The sequence below is a fragment of the Polynucleobacter sp. JS-Fieb-80-E5 genome (assembly GCF_018882015.1).
In the GTDB taxonomy this organism is placed as follows: domain Bacteria; phylum Pseudomonadota; class Gammaproteobacteria; order Burkholderiales; family Burkholderiaceae; genus Polynucleobacter.
Window position 1 is genome coordinate 431424 of the sequence record NZ_JACVPH010000001.1, and the last position, 17489, is coordinate 448912.

The window sequence follows — 17489 nt, forward strand, 5'->3', positions numbered from 1 at the left end:
CAAGTTTAAGACTTATTCAATAAACTAGCTTGAGCCCATGATTGGAAAAATTCGTCAAAAACTGATTTCTCAAGAGATTCCGGCCATACAAAAGCCGGCGGCAATCATTTGCCCTATCTGTGATCGACCCATCCCAGATTCCCAGAAGGATGCCCACCACCTTATCCCCAAATCTAAGGGTGGGAAGAGGACCGAATATCTTCATCGCATTTGCCATAAGCAAATACATGCCTTGTTTACCGAATCTGAGTTAGCCCAGCAATACCATCATGCCCAGATTTTGAGAGAACATCCGGAGATGAAGAAATTTATTCAATGGGTAGAAGGTAAGCCAGACGCCTTCTATGAAAAAACACGCAAAAGTAGTCGAATCAGACCTACTTAAAATGAGATAAAAAATAGCGCCCATAAACTACTGGACGCTATCTTCTAGCCAAACTCCGGACAATACAGATGTCCGAATCAGAATTTAGAGTTTACTTTTCAACTCTGATTTTGCATCGCCTAGGTTAGATTGAACTTTCCCAACCACTTGCTGAACCATACCCTTAGTCTCCAGCGATTTATTTCCCACCAGGTTTCCTGCGGCCTCTTTAATTGCACCCTTTACAGTCTCTACACGGCCTTTTACTTGATCTTTATTCATGGTAAATCCTTTGATATGGTTGAACAACGGAACTACAAAAAACTGAATTCATTATTTATAAAATGGGTTATTGCTACCTTTAACCCTCATATCATTTTTGACTGAGGTAACCCCAGGAATAGTTTTGGCAATATCTACGGCCTTATTGGTTTGCTCAATACTGCTAACAAAGCCACTTAACTGAACTTCGCCCTTAAAGCTCTGCACGGTAATCTCGGAAGACTTCAGTGTTGGCTCATTAAAAATGGCTGTTTTAACTTTTGCTGTAAGGACACTATTGTCGACATACTGCCCTGTGCTTTCCTTGGTGTCCGAAGCAGCGCAAGCGGTTAGAGAAATTAACACTCCAGAAAATAGTAGTACTGTAATTTTTTGAATTAGGTTCATAAAATTCTTTCAATGATGGTTTTATTGGCCCAACAAATCATCTAGTGATTGCTTAGGTACGAATTTAGGCTAAAGGAAATAATCCTGTATCCACGTTCGATATCAGACATAAGGAATATTTTTTACTGTGTGCGGCAGCAGACTAAGGTTTACAGATTCAAGTCCTATAGTCCCTATAGTTCTCACTTCTCTATAGGTATATATATGCAAAAGAAATTACTAGTAGCAGCACTTTTTTCCATCTCAGCTACAGCTACAATGGCTCAAAACAACGCACAGACCAATCCATTTGAAGGCCCATCTATTGGCGTCAGCGTAAGCTCCGTTGGCGGCAGCACTGACCTATCTGGCACCCGTTCCGCAAACATGGGGCAACAATCGGTTGTACCGACTATTGATGCTGGTTATGCATTTGGTCTTACCAAAGAAGTTGCACTGGGATTAACTGGTACATACGATTTAGCCGATACTAAAGGTGGTTCTGATGGCAGCGCAAACCTGGTTGGTAAGAAGCATTACAGCATTAACTTCAAACCTGGATATGTTCTAGGTACCAGCAATATGATTTATGCATTGCTTGGCTACAACCGTATGTCAGGGACTTTAAATAACAACGGCTATACCGGTACAAGCAATTTGAACGGTATTGGTTATGGCATTGGTATTGAAACCTTATTAGATAAAAATATTTATCTGAAGGTCGAAGGACAGCAAGTGAAATATTCTTCATCGACTGTCTCTGGTGTCACTTTTAAACCTAGCACGACAATTGCTACGATTGGCCTAGGGTATAAGTTCTAATTTGGAAATACTATTTCTACTTTAGAAGTTTAAAAGCCACTCGAATTATTCGGTGGCTTTTTTTCTACTATGTTCGCCAACAGACTCACCCTATTACATTGTTGATCGTAGAGTGACCTGTGAGTTATTTACTTACATGACTAGAGAACTCTCTATTCAAATTCTTTGGAGATATACATGACAACTGATACAAAAACGCACGCTGCTGATACAACTAATGCTCACCATAACCACGTTAAAGCAGCAGAACATTGTGACGCTGCTTCATTGGCCCACAAAGAAGCAGCTAAACATGTTGAAGCTGGTGATGCAAAGCACGCTGGTTACCACGCAGCCGTTGCTCAAGGTCACACTATTCAAGCTCAAGAACATAGTGACATTGCATGCAAAAAAACTGCTGCTGCAGCACCAGCAGTGAAGTAAACGATTTCTGAAATAAATTGAGGGGAATTTTTAAGAATTCGTCTAAATTTAGAAATCTAGGCCCACCAGTTCATTTGGTGGGTTTTTTATCGTGTAAGCTCATCATATGTGCGCTATCGTACATACTCTAATCATTCCAGCCAATACATTGAAGCTGTCTAAAGCTGACGATCAAAAGATAGGTAATTGTATGGAAACTAAAGCTCTCAAAGACCAAAATTATCTTTTTCACTCCATCCCCGAAAGTGAGTGGGCAAGACTGCTTCCCCATATCGAACAGGTTGAATTGCCTTTAGGAAAAGTTTTATACGAACCCGGGACGAAGATGAGTCACGTCTACTTTCCGACTAGCGCAATTGTTTCACTTCTCTATGCGCTTGAGAATGGCTCTTCTGCAGAGATAGCCATTGTTGGTAACGAAGGCATTGTGGGCATCTCTATTTTTATGGGTGGAGAATCTACCTCTAGCAGAGCCGTTGTTCAAAGCGCTGGAAATGGCTATCGCATCAAATCAAGTATTTTTTTAGAAGAATTTAATCGCTCTGGACCGGTAATGCATTTATTACTGCGCTATACCCAGGCATTAATTACGCAGATGTCTCAAACTGCCGTCTGTAATCGCCATCACACCCTGGATCAACAATTCTGTCGTTGGCTACTGCTCAGTTTAGACCGCTTAACAAGCAATCAATTAAATATGACTCAAGAACTCATAGCTAACATGCTGGGGGTTCGCAGAGAAGGGGTTACTGAAGCAGCGCTCAAGGTACAAAAAGCTGGATTGATTCAGTATTCCCGTGGCCACATCACCATCTTAGATCGTGCAGGCCTAGAAAAACGCACTTGTGAGTGTTACAAGGTTGTGAAAACCGAATATGAACGTCTACTTCCAAGTAAGTTAGCAATTTAATTCAATTTATAGTTCGCTATCAGACAGATAAATGATTCCAATTGCTAGAAACTGAATTTGGGATAGTTATCACTTAAGTCATTTGAACCCTATTGCCCGAGTAAGGGTTTCGCATTCAACTCCGGGGTCAAGGCTGATGAATAAGAATAGCTTAATAGAATTACTGCCAAAGCAGATTCAAGAGTTAATTTTTTATAAAGGTGAGCTCATTGACCTCACCCTATCAAAAATTGTCTGCGTTGTAGATGAGACCATCGAATATATCTACTTTCCAACGGATGGCTTCATCTCACTAGTCCAGAGCTTGGATCAACATCCCCCACTGGAAGTTGGAATGATTGGCAGAGAGGGTGTCCTAGGCGCAGAAATTGCCTTAGGTATCCAAAAAAATCTTTTCGGCGCCCTGATTCAAGGCTCTGGAAATGCTTTGAGGCTTGAAAAAAATGATTTCTTGGAAATCATTAAGACCCATATAGAGCTAAAGAACATCATTCTCTCGTATATGGCTGTGCGAATTAAGCAGTTAAGCCTATCAGCCGCTTGTGAACACTTTCATGAAATAGGCCCCCGGCTGGCAAAGTGGCTCCTGATGAGTGAAGATCGCGCCCAATCCACAACCTTCCTGATGACCCATGAGTTCATCTCCCTCATGTTAGGAGTAAGGCGTGTTGGTATTACTACCGCGGCTGCAGAATTTAGAAGGAATGGGTTAATTGAATATCGGCGAGGCGAAATGCAAATTCTTAATCGCCCCGCTTTGATGGCAGCATCTTGTAGCTGCTATCTACAGAATCGGAAGATCTACTCTACGTTTATTGGCTAACCTAGAATCAATCAAAGACTTTGACCTTCAGTTGAAATGAAAGAGATCCTGCGACTCGATCTGCAATAGAGGGGATAACAATGAGATTAAGTCCGACCCGCTCACCTTCGATTGAAATTACAGGAAGGATTGCTGGGAACCAGCCGCCATTCTGAGTGTTGGCATAGCCATTAAATCCTCCGGCCACCACCCCCAGATGAAAAGGGCCTACAGCCAATGGCATCCAGTAAGCACCCACATAATTGGATGTTTGGTAGTAGCTATTGCGATAAGTGCCGACCGTTACAGAAGCCACACTAGAGAATTGATACTCCAATCCCAAGCCGTAATTGACTGAATTGAAATCCCTGCTCTGATCAAAGTGATATGAATAGATTCCCGGATTAATCCATAGAGTATTTTTCTGAGCAGGAGTGATGACTTCTATTGGGCCATATGATTGGCTAAAGCAGCTCGAGCTTGCTCCAAGCGTGATCGCCAAGGAAAGTACTAAAACCGGAATCTTGAGCATTGGTTAGTAAGACATCTATCGAAAATTTATCCTACTTCAAGGCTAAATATATTCTTTGTTCGATACCGAACGCATCATTCAATTTATAAAAAAATGTTTATAGGTCTGATACCGAACAGTCATGCGCAGATTAATTCAGTAGATTGGTAGGTAGCAATTTACCAAGGAGCTCTCCATGCTAGGAACCATTGTTTTAGTCATTTTGATCTTGATGCTCATCGGCGCTATACCGGCTTGGCCCCACAGCAAGAACTGGGGTTACGCACCAAGCGGTGGTTTAGGTCTAGTTTTAGTGATCCTCATTATTTTAATTTTGACCGGCCGTATTTAATACTTTTTAAGAAAGAAATAAAATGAAAATTGATAACAGCTTTAAAGCGATTTTTGCCTCGATGATGATTGTGTCCGGGTTAGTGGCTTGCGATAAACCAGGGACAGCAGAAACAGCTGGCAAGAAAATAGACCAGGCAGTAGAAAATGTCTCAACCTCAACCTCCAATGCCGCTGAAAAAGCCAATGACTCTGTAAGTAAGCAGGGCAAGATTGCTGGCAAAGCTATGGACGACACTGAAATTACTGCCAAGACAAAGGCTGCACTGCTAAATGAACCTGGAATGCAGTCACTAAAAATTACGGTTGTTACTAAGGATGGCGTAGTTACCCTCACAGGGTCTGCTGACACTCAAGAAAACAAAGTTCAGGCAGCGAGCGTAACCAAACAAATTGAAGGCGTTAAATCCGTCAACAATAAGCTGGTAATTTCCAAGTAACTTTGTACTAATAAAAAAGCCGCGTTAAGCGGCTTTTTTACATTGTCTACCGAGAATCTTTAGTTCACTGTAGATTTAGTTGATTTAGGCTTAGGAGGATTCTTCACCTTATCTTTTTCATACTGGTCATAAGCATAACCACCGACAGCACCAATTGCAGCACCACCAGCTGCACCCCACAACAAGCCGCCACCGGTGAGAGCGCCTACGCCAACACCTGCAGCAGTGCCAATGGCTGCACCGGATAGCGTCCGTTGCTGAGTATCACTCATCCCAGTGCATGCCGATAAAGCCAGCAAGCCGGAGGTTGATAACACGATCAATGTAGTTTTCATATAAATTACCTTTTGCTTAGCGAATAATTTTGCTTACTGCATTTGCAGGAGACATTACGGATGACTTACACGGAAATCTCACCGCTAAAAAGCGCAGCAAAGTATCCGCGGCTGGTGCAGTGTTGTACTGGGAATTCGCTTTTACCCAATCCATAAATTGGTTCATCACCTCCCTACGTGAAGGAGCTGGCTGCACTACACAGATAAACTCAGGAGCCTTCCTGGGGTGTCGTGTTACCAAATACCCATCGTATACGCCTTGACCATATACATCACAGTAAGTCTGAGGCTCCGGAGTGGATTGATCGCCACAGACGCCAGCTAATTCTTGAGTGCTTATCGCCATCGGTGATCCAGTTGCAGCAATTACTATGCCTGAGCATGTCAATAGAGCTGCAAATACGATTGCAATTTTTTTCATAAGTCACCTTCTCTTTCTATCTTTAGATTACGAACATTTACTCTAAAGAATGAGTGACTTATTCGTCTGTCTGTTAGCGGACATAGAAATAAATTGAAGAATGTAATGTGTTCGCCAGCAGACAGACTTCGCACTTCAATTCTTTTTAAATCATAGCTAGCTGACCATATACATGAACGATAACCCCATCAGATTAGAATTTTCTATTGGTCTCAACTACGAGATTGACCAGCCAGGAAGTGATTTCATCTTCAGCATTCAGGCGTGTCAAACCAATCATCAGCTGATCATTAGCGAATATCTCAATGTGAATCAAGATATTCCATTGGGAAGTTATACCGATCCGAGTAGTCACAATAAATTGCTTCGCCTTAAAGGGCTTCCCGGAATCTTAAAGTTGGAATATGGTGGAGCGGTTGATCTCAACCACTATCTAGCACCACCTTCCCAAATATATGAAATGTCCATAAATAGTTTGCCCGGGGAGGTATTGATCTATTTATATCCAAGTAGATACTGCCAATCTGATTTCATGAAAGATATCGCTGTAAAGATATTCGGCAATATGGCTCAAGGCTATAGTCGCGTTCAAGCAATCAAGGATTGGGTTACTAATCACGTTCGCTTTTGTAATAACACCTCTACAGAGCACACTACTGCGGTAGACACTTATTTAAGTAAAGCGGGTGTGTGTCGTGACTTTGCCCACCTGATGATTGCCTTATGCAGAGCACTCAACATCCCCGCGAGATTTGTTACTGGCATTGACTATGGCTCAGACCCCATTCTTGGCCCCACAGATTTTCATGCGTATGTAGAGGCATATCTTGGCGGTCATTGGTTTATTTTTGACCCCTCTGGAATTGCAATACCCATGGGATTTGTAAGACTCAGTACCGGCAGGGATGCAGCTGATACTTCCATTGCTACTATATTTGGCTCTGTGCGAGGGTCAACACCCACAGTCTCCATTAAAGCCATTCCGAATGCACAAGGAGATCTAATGATTCCTCGGCATGTAGCAAATGCCGTATCTACCGGTGATTAATCTGCTTAACCATAATGTCTAAAAAAACTGAAGTAATGCACTACTTCAGTGCAAATAATGGCTCTTTTCTACTTGATTTGGCTGGAAGGGTATTTTTTAAAGGCTTTTTAGGCTCCCACCCACCAAACCCCTCTTTGGTGCATAGGATTTGAAGTTGTGCAAAGCCAAATATCGTTCTAATTATTAAAACCTAAGATACGTGCATGCGTATAAAAATTACAAAGAGCCTGGTATTGCCGGCCCAAATACTCGAGACCGAAAGCATTCCTGAGGCCCTCTTTCCTGAGGGGGATTATCTTGCCAACCTCACCCCCGATGGGAAGATTGAGGTGATCAATACGCGGAAAATAAAAGCCCTTTTTTCTTTCTCACAATTTAGAGAAAGAGTCTCACTAGGTGAATTTATTGTGATGGAAGCCTGAGCTCCGATCTCAGTGGGCTAAATCTAGACTCACTACTACCGCTGTCATTGCAGAAACAGATTCAAATGCTTTTGAATTAACACCACCAGTATCAATATCCTCCCAGTTGAACTCCAAGGAGAAATGGGCAGACTCGACAATCAGCTCATAACTAGTAGACACCTTATTACTCTCAACCCCCTTAGGCTCATCACTGACAGGAACGCGTAAGGACTCGATAGCAGCAATTAATGTACTCACCTCATTACCCGTTAACTCTCGGGTACGCAGCACATCATCTGTGCGCTTAATAGAAATCTTGGAGACCTCATCAATCGTCACCTCGTATTGATTAAGACCCAAATCTTCCCAAACAGTTAATTCCAGAGCAATCGGATATGTTTTCATCAATCTACCTCGTCAACATGGGGTTCATCAAAATGCGTCTTTTGAGGCCGGAGCTTTACTGCTAGCTGAGTCCATTTACTTTGATGGATTCGGTAGTCGCAATGCTCAGCATGATTCTCTAGCAAACCAAAAATAATGGTAGTTGGGATTTTACAATGAAGACACCGATAAGCATGTTGGTGCTCTTCAATCTTCTCTTGGGGGTAGTCGATATAAAACGGTTTCAATTTGAGCCCCCTTATTTTTCTTAGCTAGATCAGGTTAATAAAACCATCTTACACCTGAGCTTTATTAAAGTGGGATTCATTTGAAGGTATATATCTACCCCTCAAGCTCACCTTCCCATTTAGAGATAACGGCCGTTGCCAAGCCATTACCCAATACATTGGTTGCCGAACGCGCCATATCCAAGAAGTGATCTACCCCAAGGATCAATAGGACGCCCGCTTCTGGCAAGTTAAATTGGGATAGGGTTGCAGCAATGACCACCAATGAGGCTCGCGGTACGCCCGCTATCCCCTTTGAGGTGATCATTAACACTAGCAACATCAAGAGCTGTTGGCTGAGCTCCATCTCAATACCGTAGACCTGCGCAATAAAGATTGCAGCAAATGTGCAATACATCATCGACCCATCTAAGTTAAAGGAATATCCCACCGGCAAAACAAAAGAAGCAATTTTGTTTTTACAGCCAAAGCGCTCCACTCTCTCTAAAGTCATTGGATAAGCCGCTTCTGAACTCGCCGTCGTAAACGCAAGTAAAGCCGGCTCACGCAACATCTTCACTAAAGTCCAAGTGCGATTTTTTAATACCAAGGAACTAATCAGAATGATGACGATCCATAAGGTGAAAATAGCAGCATAAAAACTCAGCATGAATTTTCCGTAGGTCATCAATATGCTGACACCATTTTCAGCAATGACGGAAGAAACTGCCGAGAAGACTGCGATAGGAGCCATCTTCATCACTGCAGTCGTAATCTTGAGCATGATGTGGGAGAGCATATCCAGATTACGAATGAACTCATCCGCTCTAGCTCCCATGCCTGCTGCGCCAACCCCAAAGAAAACAGCAAAAACTACGATCTGCAAGATCTCGTTTTTAGCCATCGCATCAAAGATGCTGACCGGGAAAATATGTCTCACAAAATCTGGAAAATTAAGGCTCGCTTTATTTAATCCAGTATTGGCCGCGATCTCCGGCAGAGTTAATTCCACACCAACACCCGGATGCAGAATATTGACCATGACCAAGCCCAGCAATAAAGAAACCAGCGACATAGAAATAAACCAAGAGAAGGTTTTTAAACCCACTCTACCGATAGTCGAGGCATCACCCATTTTGGCTATACCAACAACCAAGGTGGCAAATACCAAGGGAGCAATGATCATCTTAATCAAACGCAAAAAGACATCCGTCAAGATTGAAATGTAAAGGACGTACTGATCGGGGAAAGAAGTTCCTGCACCGTATAAGTTGACAAGATAGCCAACCAAGACACCCAAGACCATCGCCCCTAGAATAAAGTGAGTTAGCTTTTTAGAGTTCATGGATGGCCTAATGAATGAGGAGAACAGGAAGATTCTACCCATCTTTAGACCCCTCAGGGTATCAACTTAGAATGAAGAAACCCGTATCCGTCGATAATCATCAACTAAACATACTTTAGAGAAAATAAATATGCTCCCTTGTATTGAATTGGAAACCAGCCCGAATCCTACGGCCGCCGTTATCTGGTTGCACGGCCTTGGAGCAGACGGCAATGATTTTGTACCCATCATTCCTGAGTTAAAACTATCTGGATGCCCTGGCATTCGCTTTGTGTTTCCCAGCGCCCCAAGCATGCCCGTCACCGTTAATGGTGGCTACGTCATGCCAGCCTGGTATGACATCATTGGCAGAAACCTGATGGATCAAGAAGATGCGGCAGGCATTCAAAAATCGGCAGCGGCGATTGTTCAGTTAATCGAAAAAGAGGCTGAGCGCGGGATTGCCTATGACAAGATTGTGTTGGCTGGCTTTTCTCAAGGGTGTGCAATGGCCTTGCATATTGGCTTACGTTTTCCACACAAACTTGCCGGCATTATTGCCCTGTCAGGCTACCTACCCTTAGCAATGACTGCCAATATTGAAAAGCATACTGCCAATGTTAAGACACCGATCTTTATGGCACATGGCACATATGATCCCGTGGTTGCTCTTGATCGCGCCCAAGCATCGCATGCCTTACTAGAACAAATGGGTTATCAAGTAGATTGGAATGAATATCCCATGGAACACTCCGTTAATCATGAAGAGCTCATGGATATCTCGCGCTTCTTGCAAGAAGTATTGGCGGCTAAATAAGCCCATCCGAAATTAACTTGATACTAGCAATCAGCAAAAAGAATCTCACTGTTCGGTAGTACCATTTCATTGAGATTCTTTTAGCCAAATAAAAGCCAAAGTAGACACCTACAGGTGCGCAAGGCAACAAGATGATTGAGGTTGCCAATTGCTTGTAATTTAATAGATCTAAATAGGCATAAGGCCCCAGCTTCCCAAAATTCATAACCGTGAAAAAGACTCCTAAGGTCGAGGTGTAAACCATTGGCAAGAGCTTTTCTCTGAGCATGTACACCGTAATCGGTGGCCCACCAATATGTGCAACAAAGGAAGTAAAGCCAGACGTCAACCCCATAGCTCTCCCAAGCCAAGGATAGGACTTTGTCTCCTTCGCCTCTATGCGAGACATAGCAAGATTCTGAATCAAAAAGAGGAGGGTAAAAATACCAATCGACAGTGTCAATACCTGAGGCGTGATGGCAGTAAAGAAAATCATTCCCAACAGAAGACCTGCTATGGCCGGCGGAATAACAATCTTAAGAATGCCCCAGTTCGCATTTTGAATGTATCGACGCAAACCCACTAAATCAATCACAATTAAGAGTGGCAGCATGATTGCTAAGGCTTCATTAATTGGAGCTTGGCTAGCCATCAAAGGTAGCGAGAGAGTGCCAAGCCCAGCGCCAAAGCCGCTTTTAGATATACCCAGAATGGTCACGCTGATGACCGCACATACAAAAAAAGCAAGTGAATGTGCGTGAAAAGATTGCACCAAGGGGGTAAAGAGTAAATCAAGCATCCAGCGATCTTACCAAGCTATGAATAGGTAGGCAGCGGCTACGGCCATAAAGCCTGTAGCTAGCCATCCGAAAATCCTCATGCTCAAAGAGGCGACATGAGCCCCCATCACAGACTGTTTTGATGACAAAACCATAATGGCCACCATGAGTGGTACAGCGACAATCCCATTGATTACCGCACTCCAAAACAAGGCTTTCATAGGGCTAATGGGCGAGTATTGAATCGCGAGGGCAATCAACACGCTCAAGGCAATGATGGCGTAAAACTTGCTTGCTTGAGCAGCGCTATCTTCCAAGCTAGAGCGCCAGCCAAATACTTCTGACAAAGCATAGGCAGCCGAACCAGCAAGAACGGGCACACCCATCAGCCCGACGCCCAAGATCCCCAGTGCAAAAAGCAGAAAAGTAAACTCGCCGGCGAGAGGTCTCAGTGCTGATGCAGCTTGAGCAGCAGTATTGATATCGCGTATGCCTGCAGCATGAAGCGTTACTGCTGTAGCTAGAATAATGCAGTACGCAGCCACATTGGAGTACAGCATACCGCTCCATGTATCCCAATGAATTCTTCTAAGCTCTGCAGTAACTATCTCAGGATTGTTTTGTTCGAGCAGGCTTGGTTGCTCACGCAAGTTCATGTCCTCCACTTCCTGGGAGGATTGCCAAAAAAATAAATAGGGGCTGATAGTAGTGCCAAAGATACCAACCACTACTGCAGCCGAATCTGCACTCCAGGTCAGCTGAGGGAGGAAGGTACTCCAGATCACATCACCCCAAGGAATATGCACCGTAAAAAGGACAGCACCATATGCCAGCAGGGAAAGTGATAACCACTTCAAAAAGAAAACATAGTGGCGATAAGGAATCAGTATCTGCAAAACCAAAGTCAACAATACAAAGATACCGGTCATGATGTGCCAATTAACACCCGTAACTAACTGTGCCACCTCACCCATCGCAGCAATATCTGCAGCGATATTGAGAACATTGGCAATCAACAGCAGCAAAACTAGAGTAACCAATACAACCGGCGGAAAAGCCAACTTCATATTGGCGGATAAACCACGGCCAGTCACCCTACCGATACGAGCACATAAGACTTGAATTGTCGACATCAAAGGATATGCAAATGGCATTGTCCAAAGCATATTTAAACCAAATTGCGCACCCGCTTGAGAATAAGTGACGATCCCACTTGGATCATCATCCGCTACACCCGTCACCAATCCCGGACCTACCCGAGATAAAGGATGTTGCTTAATGCGGACCCAGATTTCCGAGAGATTCATATGGGTTGCGGTGAAAAGATCATCCTTTGAGTGTAGTCTTTAATAGAGAGATCTTATGCTGATTGATTTCACTCTCAAAGTTTCTTGCTAAAACTATATTGAGCAAATGCTTGCTCGGCCACATTAAACCACTGCGCCTCCATGTTTCTAAATGCACGGTAGTCCTCAAAAATCTTTTTGAATTGCGGATTCTTGGCAGACTCCTCTGCATACGTTTCTTGGCTTGCTTTAAAGCACGCATCTAGGATAGAAGTGTTGAACTTGCGAAGTACGGCGCCGTTTTGCAGGAGACGTTGTAATGCTGGCGGATTGAGCGCATCGTACTTTGCGCACATATCGGTATGGGCTTCGAAACAAGCCGACTCCCATGCTGCCTGATAGGCAGGCGGCAAAGAATCCCACTGCTTTTTATTGACCAAGAAAGAAAGTCCGGCGGCACCCTCCCAGAAAGCTGGGTAGTAGTAATTCTTGGCAACCTTTGCCAGGCCTAGCTTTTCATCGTCATAGGGTCCAACAAATTCAGCAGCATCAATCGTGCCTTTTTCTAAAGCCGAATAAATCTCACCGGCCGGAAGCTGTTGTGGCACTACACCGAGTTTTGCAAGTACCTGCCCTGCAAATCCAGCGATACGGAATTTCAGGCCCTTCAGGTCTTCTGGTGATTTAATTTCTTTGCGAAACCAGCCACCCATTTGTGTACCAGTTTGACCGCCTAAGAAATTCACAATGTTGTAGCTGGCATAGAGTTCGCGCATTAACTTCATACCATTGCCATACAGCATCCAAGCCGATTGTTGGCGTGCGGTCAAACCAAATGGTGCAGCGGTATCGAATATGAAAGCACTGTTTTTACCAAGGTAGTAATAACTCGCAGTGTGTCCGCACTCTACAGTGCCATTTTGTACGGCATCCAATACTTGTAGCGCTGGAACCACTTCACCAGCTGCAAATACCTTAACGTTAAATTTTCCGTCAGTAGCTTTACGCAAAGCGTTAGCAAATACTTCAGGCGTACCAAATAAAGTATCTAATGATTTAGGGAAGCTCGAAACCAAACGCCAGTTCAGAGTTGGCAAACTTTGTGCAAGCGATGGCGCTGCTAAGGCAGCAACTCCGGCACCAATAGTGGCTTTCTTTAAAAATGAACGTCTTTGCATTTCCGTCACCCCGTTTAAAAATAATGAAGTTTTATATTGATACTATTTTTAGAGTTCGCATTGATTGTCTTGCATTATTTTCCACCGACTGTCATTGAGCCCAGTAAGATTGATCCCGTTTCTTTAGTGCCACGAATGAGGGTATCACTGCCAATTAACTGAATATCCATCAACATATCCCGCAGATTACCAGCGATCGTAACCTCTTCAACAGGGTATTGAATAACTCCATTCTCAACCCAGTAACCAAATGCACCTCGTGAATAATCACCCGTCACGTAATTGACCCCCTGCCCCATTAATTCTGTCACCAATAAACCGGTGCCCATTTCTTTTAATAGTGCAGGCAAGCCACCCTTAGGCGTTTTCTTACTTTGTAAAGTCAGGTGATGTGATCCACCAGCATTACCGGTGGTTTTCATGCCCAACTTCCGAGCAGAATAAGTCGATAAAAAATAACCTTCGAGTATTCCTTTATCTACCACTGTTCTAGCAGAAGTTTTGACACCCTCCTCATCAAATGGCGCACTACCACTCATTGACTTCAGATGCGGATCTTCAAACAAGCTGATATGTTTGGGCAACACTTGCTTGCCCAGGCTATCGAGTAGAAAGCTGGAGCGGCGATACAAAGCACCGCCTGAAACAGCTTGTACTAGACCTCCCAATAAACCCGCAGCGAGAGGCGCCTCAAAGATCACCGGGCAACGTCGAGTTGTCAAAGATCTAGCCTTGAGTCGTGACAAGGCTCTCTGAGCTGCATAGGTTCCGATTGCAGTAGGATCAGCCAACTCCTCAGGAATGCGAGAGCTGGAGTACCAATCGTCACGTTGCATGTGGGCTTTCTTGCCACCTTCGCTAGCGATTGGTGCGCAGGAAATATAGTGGCGAGAAAAAGGATAGCCACCCATAAATCCATGGGACGTTCCCATCATGAAATGCGCATGGTGTGCGGATACCGATGCGCCATCACTATTCTGAATTTGTTTGCTCACTGAAAATGCCGCACCCTCAGCACTACGTGCGATTTCTACGGCAGCAGCTGCATCAATATTCCATGGATGAAACAAATCTAAATCCAGCGGATTTTTTTCTAAGAGCTCAGCCTCAGCAGGACCTGCACATAGATCCTCTGCCGTGTGTTGTGCGATGTGATAGGCAGCATCTACCGTTGCCTTTAATGATGCTTTAGAGAAATCGCTAGTGCTGGCGTTACCGCGGTGATGACCTAAAAATACCGTGACCCCCACTTGCTTATCCAGACTTTGCTCGATAGTCTCGACCTCACCCTTGCGAACGGTAACGGAGAGGCCCTGACCCTCTGAAATCTCCGCTACAGCATCTGAGGCACCCCTTCTTTTGGCCTCTTTAAGCATGAAATCGATGATTTCTTGAAACTGGTTAGATGTGTATGTAAACATACCCTAATAATAGCTAGAATAGAAACATGAAGCATACAGAAGCCCTAAAACGAAACAGTCCTAATGAGGTCAAAATTGGCCTCATATCCATCTCGGATCGCGCCAGTAAGGGCGTCTATCAGGATGAGGGCATTCCCACCCTACAAACCTGGCTCATTAAGGCCATTAGCAATCCCTGTGTTTTTCATGAACGCCTCATTGCCGACGAGTCTGAAGCTATTACCGAGTCGATTGTTGAATTGGTAGACGAGTTAGGCTGCGATCTAGTGCTCACTACAGGGGGTACTGGCCCATCCAGAAGAGATGTCACCCCTGAGGCTACTCGTGAAGCCGGCACTCGTGAGATGCCTGGTTTTGGGGAACAAATGCGTCAAATTAGCTTAAGTTTTGTACCGACCGCCATTCTCTCTAGACAGACAGCCGTCCTAAGAGAAATTGATGGTCATACTGCCCTGGTCATTAACCTGCCCGGACAACCTAAAGCAATTGCAGAAACGCTTGAAGGCCTCAAGGATGAAAACGGTAAGTCCATTGTTCCCGGCATCTTTGCTGCCGTGCCTTACTGTATTGATTTAATTGGCGGCCCGTATATCGAAACTGACGAAACGGTCATTAAGGTCTTTAGACCCAAAAGTGCTCTTAAGAAAACTGGGGCTTGATTGGCTCTAACCATCAATAAAAAGGTCCGCATTGCGGACCTTTTCTTTTACTATTCCCATTAAGACATACATCAAATTACTGAGGTAAAGGCACAATAAACTTCTCGCGGTAATACTTCAGCTCTTCGATAGACTCTTCTATGTCTGCTAATGCTGTATGCGCCTGATTCTTTGTGAAGCCTTTCACCAACTCAGGATGCCAACGCTTACAGAGCTCCTTCAAAGTAGAAACATCAATGTTTCGATAATGAAAGTAAGCCTCTAACTTCGGCATGTACTTCGCCATAAAACGCCTGTCTTGCCCAATCGTATTGCCACACATTGGAGCGATACCAGCCTTAATATATTTTTTCAAGAAGGCAATGCATTCTGCCTCCGCTGTTGCCTCATCCAAAGTGGATGCCTTCACTTTATCGATCAAACCAGAGCGCCCATGCGTCCCTTTATTCCAGGCATCCATGGCATCCAAAACGGCATCCTCCTGATGCACCACCCAAACTGGGGCTGTGGCAATAGTATTGAGGTGGGCGTCCGTCACGATAATGGCAATTTCCAGAATCCGTTCGGTTTCCGGGTTTAGGCCTGACATCTCCATATCCACCCAAATCAGGTGTTCATTCGCTGACGCCGCCTTGGTTGCCGCTGTGACTGCTGCCGTGGCAGTTGTGTTAGTTTGCTCGCTCATATCTATAATGATCTCATGACATTCACAATTGTTTTTCTAATTGCCTTTATTGCTAGCTTTGGCTTACGCCATTGGCTCTCCCAACGTCAAATTCGCTATGTGGCACAGCATCGTAATGCCGTACCCGCAGATTTCGCTGAAAAAGTGACTTTAGCTGAACATCAAAAAGCAGCTGACTACACCATCGCTAAATTACGTCTTGGTATTTTAGAGAATGGGGTCAGCGCTATCATTTTAATTGGCTTCACCTTATTGGGTGGCCTGCAGATTCTGAACATAGCATTACTGCAGTTTTTGGGCGAAGGCATTGCTCAACAAATTGCCCTGCTGGTTTCCGTCGTGATCATTTCTGGCGTGATTGATATGCCTTTCTCCTGGTACAAGCAGTTCCATTTAGAGGAACGCTTTGGGTTTAATCGCATGAGTAAAAAACTATTCTTCACGGATATGATTAAAGGAATGGCAGTAGGCGGCGCCATTGGTATTCCATTACTCTGGGTCATCCTGACATTGATGGCCAAGGCTGGTGATTTATGGTGGCTTTGGGCATGGGCAGTATTGACAGCATTTAGCTTGCTCATGCAGTGGATCTTCCCTACTTTTATCGCACCCCTCTTCAATAAGTTTCAAGCCTTAGAGGATGGGCCTTTAAAAACACAGATTGAAGCACTACTAAAACGCTGCGACTTTGCGAGCCAGGGCCTATTTGTGATGGATGGCAGTAAACGTAGCGCTCACGGCAATGCATTCTTTGCCGGCATGGGTAAAGCCAAGCGCATCGTATTTTTTGACACCTTGATTGAAAAGCTGAATCCGGGCGAGGTCGAGGCGGTGCTCGCACATGAGCTTGGCCATTTCAAATGCAAACATATTCGTAAACGTCTCTTGGTCTCGTTCGCTCTTAGCTTTGGGATGTTTGCTCTATTGGGTTGGATCAGCACCAAAGTCTGGTTCTACACTGACTTAGGCGTGATGCCTAACCTCAATGGTTATAACGGTGGCCTCGCATTGGCACTCTTTATGCTGGTCTCACCTGTATTTAGTTTTTTCTTCACACCACTTTCTAGCCTAGCTTCACGCAAGCATGAGTATGAAGCGGACGGATTTGCCGCAGAGAAATCTTCCGCGAAAGATTTAATCGCGGCGCTAGTGAAGTTATATCAAGATAATGCCTCGACCCTCACGCCCGATCCGATCTATACCGCCTTCTATAGCTCGCATCCACCTGCGCCCTTGCGCATTGCCAACTTACAGCGGTTTAGCTCATAAGG

At 44.4% G+C, this 17489-nt stretch carries 24 protein-coding genes; 12 read left to right on the forward strand and 12 right to left on the reverse strand.

The genetic code is table 11. The annotated features are described in order from the left end of the window. Nucleotides 1–37: 37 nt before the first annotated feature. Nucleotides 38–385 (forward strand): HNH endonuclease, encoded by a 348-nt coding sequence (locus ICN44_RS01970; RefSeq protein WP_216262413.1) that lies wholly within the window; start codon nucleotides 38–40, stop codon nucleotides 383–385. Nucleotides 386–469: 84 nt separating this feature from the next. Here ICN44_RS01970 and ICN44_RS01975 read toward each other — a convergent pair whose 3' ends face one another. Continuing rightward, entirely contained in the window at nucleotides 470–646 is a 177-nt protein-coding gene (locus ICN44_RS01975) for a CsbD family protein (RefSeq protein WP_216262414.1), read from the reverse strand. Nucleotides 647–697: 51 nt separating this feature from the next. Beyond that, on the reverse strand, nucleotides 698–1033 hold the full coding sequence (locus ICN44_RS01980) for a BON domain-containing protein (protein WP_216262415.1): 336 nt from the start codon (nucleotides 1031–1033) through the stop codon (nucleotides 698–700). 204 nt (nucleotides 1034–1237) lie between these two features. Here ICN44_RS01980 and ICN44_RS01985 point away from each other — a divergent pair, with 204 nt between their 5' ends. The 4 genes from ICN44_RS01985 (at nucleotide 1238) to ICN44_RS02000 (ending at nucleotide 3990) form a co-directional block, all read left to right on the forward strand. Further along, nucleotides 1238–1834 (forward strand): outer membrane protein, encoded by a 597-nt coding sequence (locus ICN44_RS01985; protein WP_216262417.1) that lies wholly within the window; start codon nucleotides 1238–1240, stop codon nucleotides 1832–1834. 177 nt (nucleotides 1835–2011) lie between these two features. Further along, nucleotides 2012–2257: a hypothetical protein gene (locus tag ICN44_RS01990; protein ID WP_216262419.1), complete on the forward strand. Its 246-nt coding sequence runs from the start codon at nucleotides 2012–2014 to the stop codon at nucleotides 2255–2257. A gap of 190 nt (nucleotides 2258–2447) precedes the next feature. After that, a complete protein-coding gene (locus ICN44_RS01995) occupies nucleotides 2448–3167 on the forward strand; it encodes a Crp/Fnr family transcriptional regulator (protein ID WP_216262421.1) in 720 nt (239 codons plus the stop codon). A 136-nt stretch (nucleotides 3168–3303) separates the two neighbouring features. After that, nucleotides 3304–3990, forward strand: a complete 687-nt coding sequence (locus tag ICN44_RS02000; protein ID WP_216262423.1) for a Crp/Fnr family transcriptional regulator — start codon at nucleotides 3304–3306, stop codon at nucleotides 3988–3990. A gap of 7 nt (nucleotides 3991–3997) precedes the next feature. Here ICN44_RS02000 and ICN44_RS02005 read toward each other — a convergent pair whose 3' ends face one another. Continuing rightward, a complete protein-coding gene (locus tag ICN44_RS02005) occupies nucleotides 3998–4501 on the reverse strand; it encodes a hypothetical protein (protein ID WP_216262425.1) in 504 nt (167 codons plus the stop codon). Nucleotides 4502–4676: 175 nt separating this feature from the next. Between ICN44_RS02005 and ICN44_RS02010 the strand changes: the two genes are divergently transcribed. Both ICN44_RS02010 and ICN44_RS02015 read left to right on the forward strand, forming a co-directional pair. Then, entirely contained in the window at nucleotides 4677–4832 is a 156-nt protein-coding gene (locus tag ICN44_RS02010; RefSeq protein WP_216262427.1) for a DUF3309 domain-containing protein, read from the forward strand. A 22-nt stretch (nucleotides 4833–4854) separates the two neighbouring features. After that, on the forward strand, nucleotides 4855–5271 hold the full coding sequence (locus ICN44_RS02015; protein ID WP_216262429.1) for a BON domain-containing protein: 417 nt from the start codon (nucleotides 4855–4857) through the stop codon (nucleotides 5269–5271). A 59-nt stretch (nucleotides 5272–5330) separates the two neighbouring features. Here the strand turns inward: ICN44_RS02015 and ICN44_RS02020 are convergent, their stop codons facing one another. Further along, the gene (locus ICN44_RS02020) at nucleotides 5331–5606 is read right to left on the reverse strand and encodes a YMGG-like glycine zipper-containing protein (RefSeq protein WP_255537339.1); all 276 of its coding nucleotides are present in this window, start codon (nucleotides 5604–5606) and stop codon (nucleotides 5331–5333) included. 16 nt (nucleotides 5607–5622) lie between these two features. Beyond that, entirely contained in the window at nucleotides 5623–6027 is a 405-nt protein-coding gene (locus ICN44_RS02025) for a Rap1a/Tai family immunity protein (protein ID WP_216262431.1), read from the reverse strand. Nucleotides 6028–6199: 172 nt separating this feature from the next. Here ICN44_RS02025 and ICN44_RS02030 point away from each other — a divergent pair, with 172 nt between their 5' ends. Both ICN44_RS02030 and ICN44_RS02035 read left to right on the forward strand, forming a co-directional pair. Continuing rightward, nucleotides 6200–7075, forward strand: coding sequence for a transglutaminase family protein (locus ICN44_RS02030; RefSeq protein WP_216262433.1), 876 nt, complete (start codon nucleotides 6200–6202; stop codon nucleotides 7073–7075). Nucleotides 7076–7278: 203 nt separating this feature from the next. After that, a complete protein-coding gene (locus ICN44_RS02035; protein WP_216193915.1) occupies nucleotides 7279–7497 on the forward strand; it encodes a hypothetical protein in 219 nt (72 codons plus the stop codon). A 9-nt stretch (nucleotides 7498–7506) separates the two neighbouring features. Here ICN44_RS02035 and ICN44_RS02040 read toward each other — a convergent pair whose 3' ends face one another. After that, nucleotides 7507–7884 (reverse strand): hypothetical protein, encoded by a 378-nt coding sequence (locus ICN44_RS02040; protein WP_216262435.1) that lies wholly within the window; start codon nucleotides 7882–7884, stop codon nucleotides 7507–7509. A gap of 321 nt (nucleotides 7885–8205) precedes the next feature. Further along, nucleotides 8206–9435: a dicarboxylate/amino acid:cation symporter gene (locus ICN44_RS02045; RefSeq protein ID WP_216262437.1), complete on the reverse strand. Its 1230-nt coding sequence runs from the start codon at nucleotides 9433–9435 to the stop codon at nucleotides 8206–8208. A gap of 130 nt (nucleotides 9436–9565) precedes the next feature. Here ICN44_RS02045 and ICN44_RS02050 point away from each other — a divergent pair, with 130 nt between their 5' ends. Then, entirely contained in the window at nucleotides 9566–10231 is a 666-nt protein-coding gene (locus ICN44_RS02050; RefSeq protein ID WP_216262439.1) for an alpha/beta hydrolase, read from the forward strand. Here ICN44_RS02050 and ICN44_RS02055 read toward each other — a convergent pair. The 4 genes from ICN44_RS02055 to pmbA form a co-directional block, all read right to left on the reverse strand. Next, nucleotides 10224–11009: a sulfite exporter TauE/SafE family protein gene (locus ICN44_RS02055; protein WP_216262440.1), complete on the reverse strand. Its 786-nt coding sequence runs from the start codon at nucleotides 11007–11009 to the stop codon at nucleotides 10224–10226. The genes ICN44_RS02050 and ICN44_RS02055 overlap by 8 nt on opposite strands. 9 nt (nucleotides 11010–11018) lie before the next feature. After that, nucleotides 11019–12296: an NRAMP family divalent metal transporter gene (locus ICN44_RS02060; protein ID WP_216262442.1), complete on the reverse strand. Its 1278-nt coding sequence runs from the start codon at nucleotides 12294–12296 to the stop codon at nucleotides 11019–11021. A gap of 74 nt (nucleotides 12297–12370) precedes the next feature. After that, complete coding sequence (locus tag ICN44_RS02065; protein ID WP_216262444.1) at nucleotides 12371–13453, reverse strand: TRAP transporter substrate-binding protein; 1083 nt, start codon at nucleotides 13451–13453, stop codon at nucleotides 12371–12373. Nucleotides 13454–13527: 74 nt separating this feature from the next. Then, nucleotides 13528–14874: a metalloprotease PmbA gene (gene pmbA, locus ICN44_RS02070; RefSeq protein WP_216262446.1), complete on the reverse strand. Its 1347-nt coding sequence runs from the start codon at nucleotides 14872–14874 to the stop codon at nucleotides 13528–13530. 26 nt (nucleotides 14875–14900) lie between these two features. Here pmbA and mog point away from each other — a divergent pair, with 26 nt between their 5' ends. Further along, nucleotides 14901–15533, forward strand: a complete 633-nt coding sequence (gene mog, locus ICN44_RS02075) for a molybdopterin adenylyltransferase (protein WP_216262449.1) — start codon at nucleotides 14901–14903, stop codon at nucleotides 15531–15533. 76 nt (nucleotides 15534–15609) lie between these two features. Here mog and orn read toward each other — a convergent pair whose 3' ends face one another. Next, nucleotides 15610–16218, reverse strand: a complete 609-nt coding sequence (orn, locus tag ICN44_RS02080; protein WP_216262450.1) for an oligoribonuclease — start codon at nucleotides 16216–16218, stop codon at nucleotides 15610–15612. A gap of 15 nt (nucleotides 16219–16233) precedes the next feature. On the opposite strand from orn, the gene ICN44_RS02085 reads away from it, so the two are divergent. Next, the gene (locus ICN44_RS02085; protein WP_216262452.1) at nucleotides 16234–17487 is read left to right on the forward strand and encodes a M48 family metallopeptidase; all 1254 of its coding nucleotides are present in this window, start codon (nucleotides 16234–16236) and stop codon (nucleotides 17485–17487) included. Nucleotides 17488–17489: the final 2 nt, after the last annotated feature.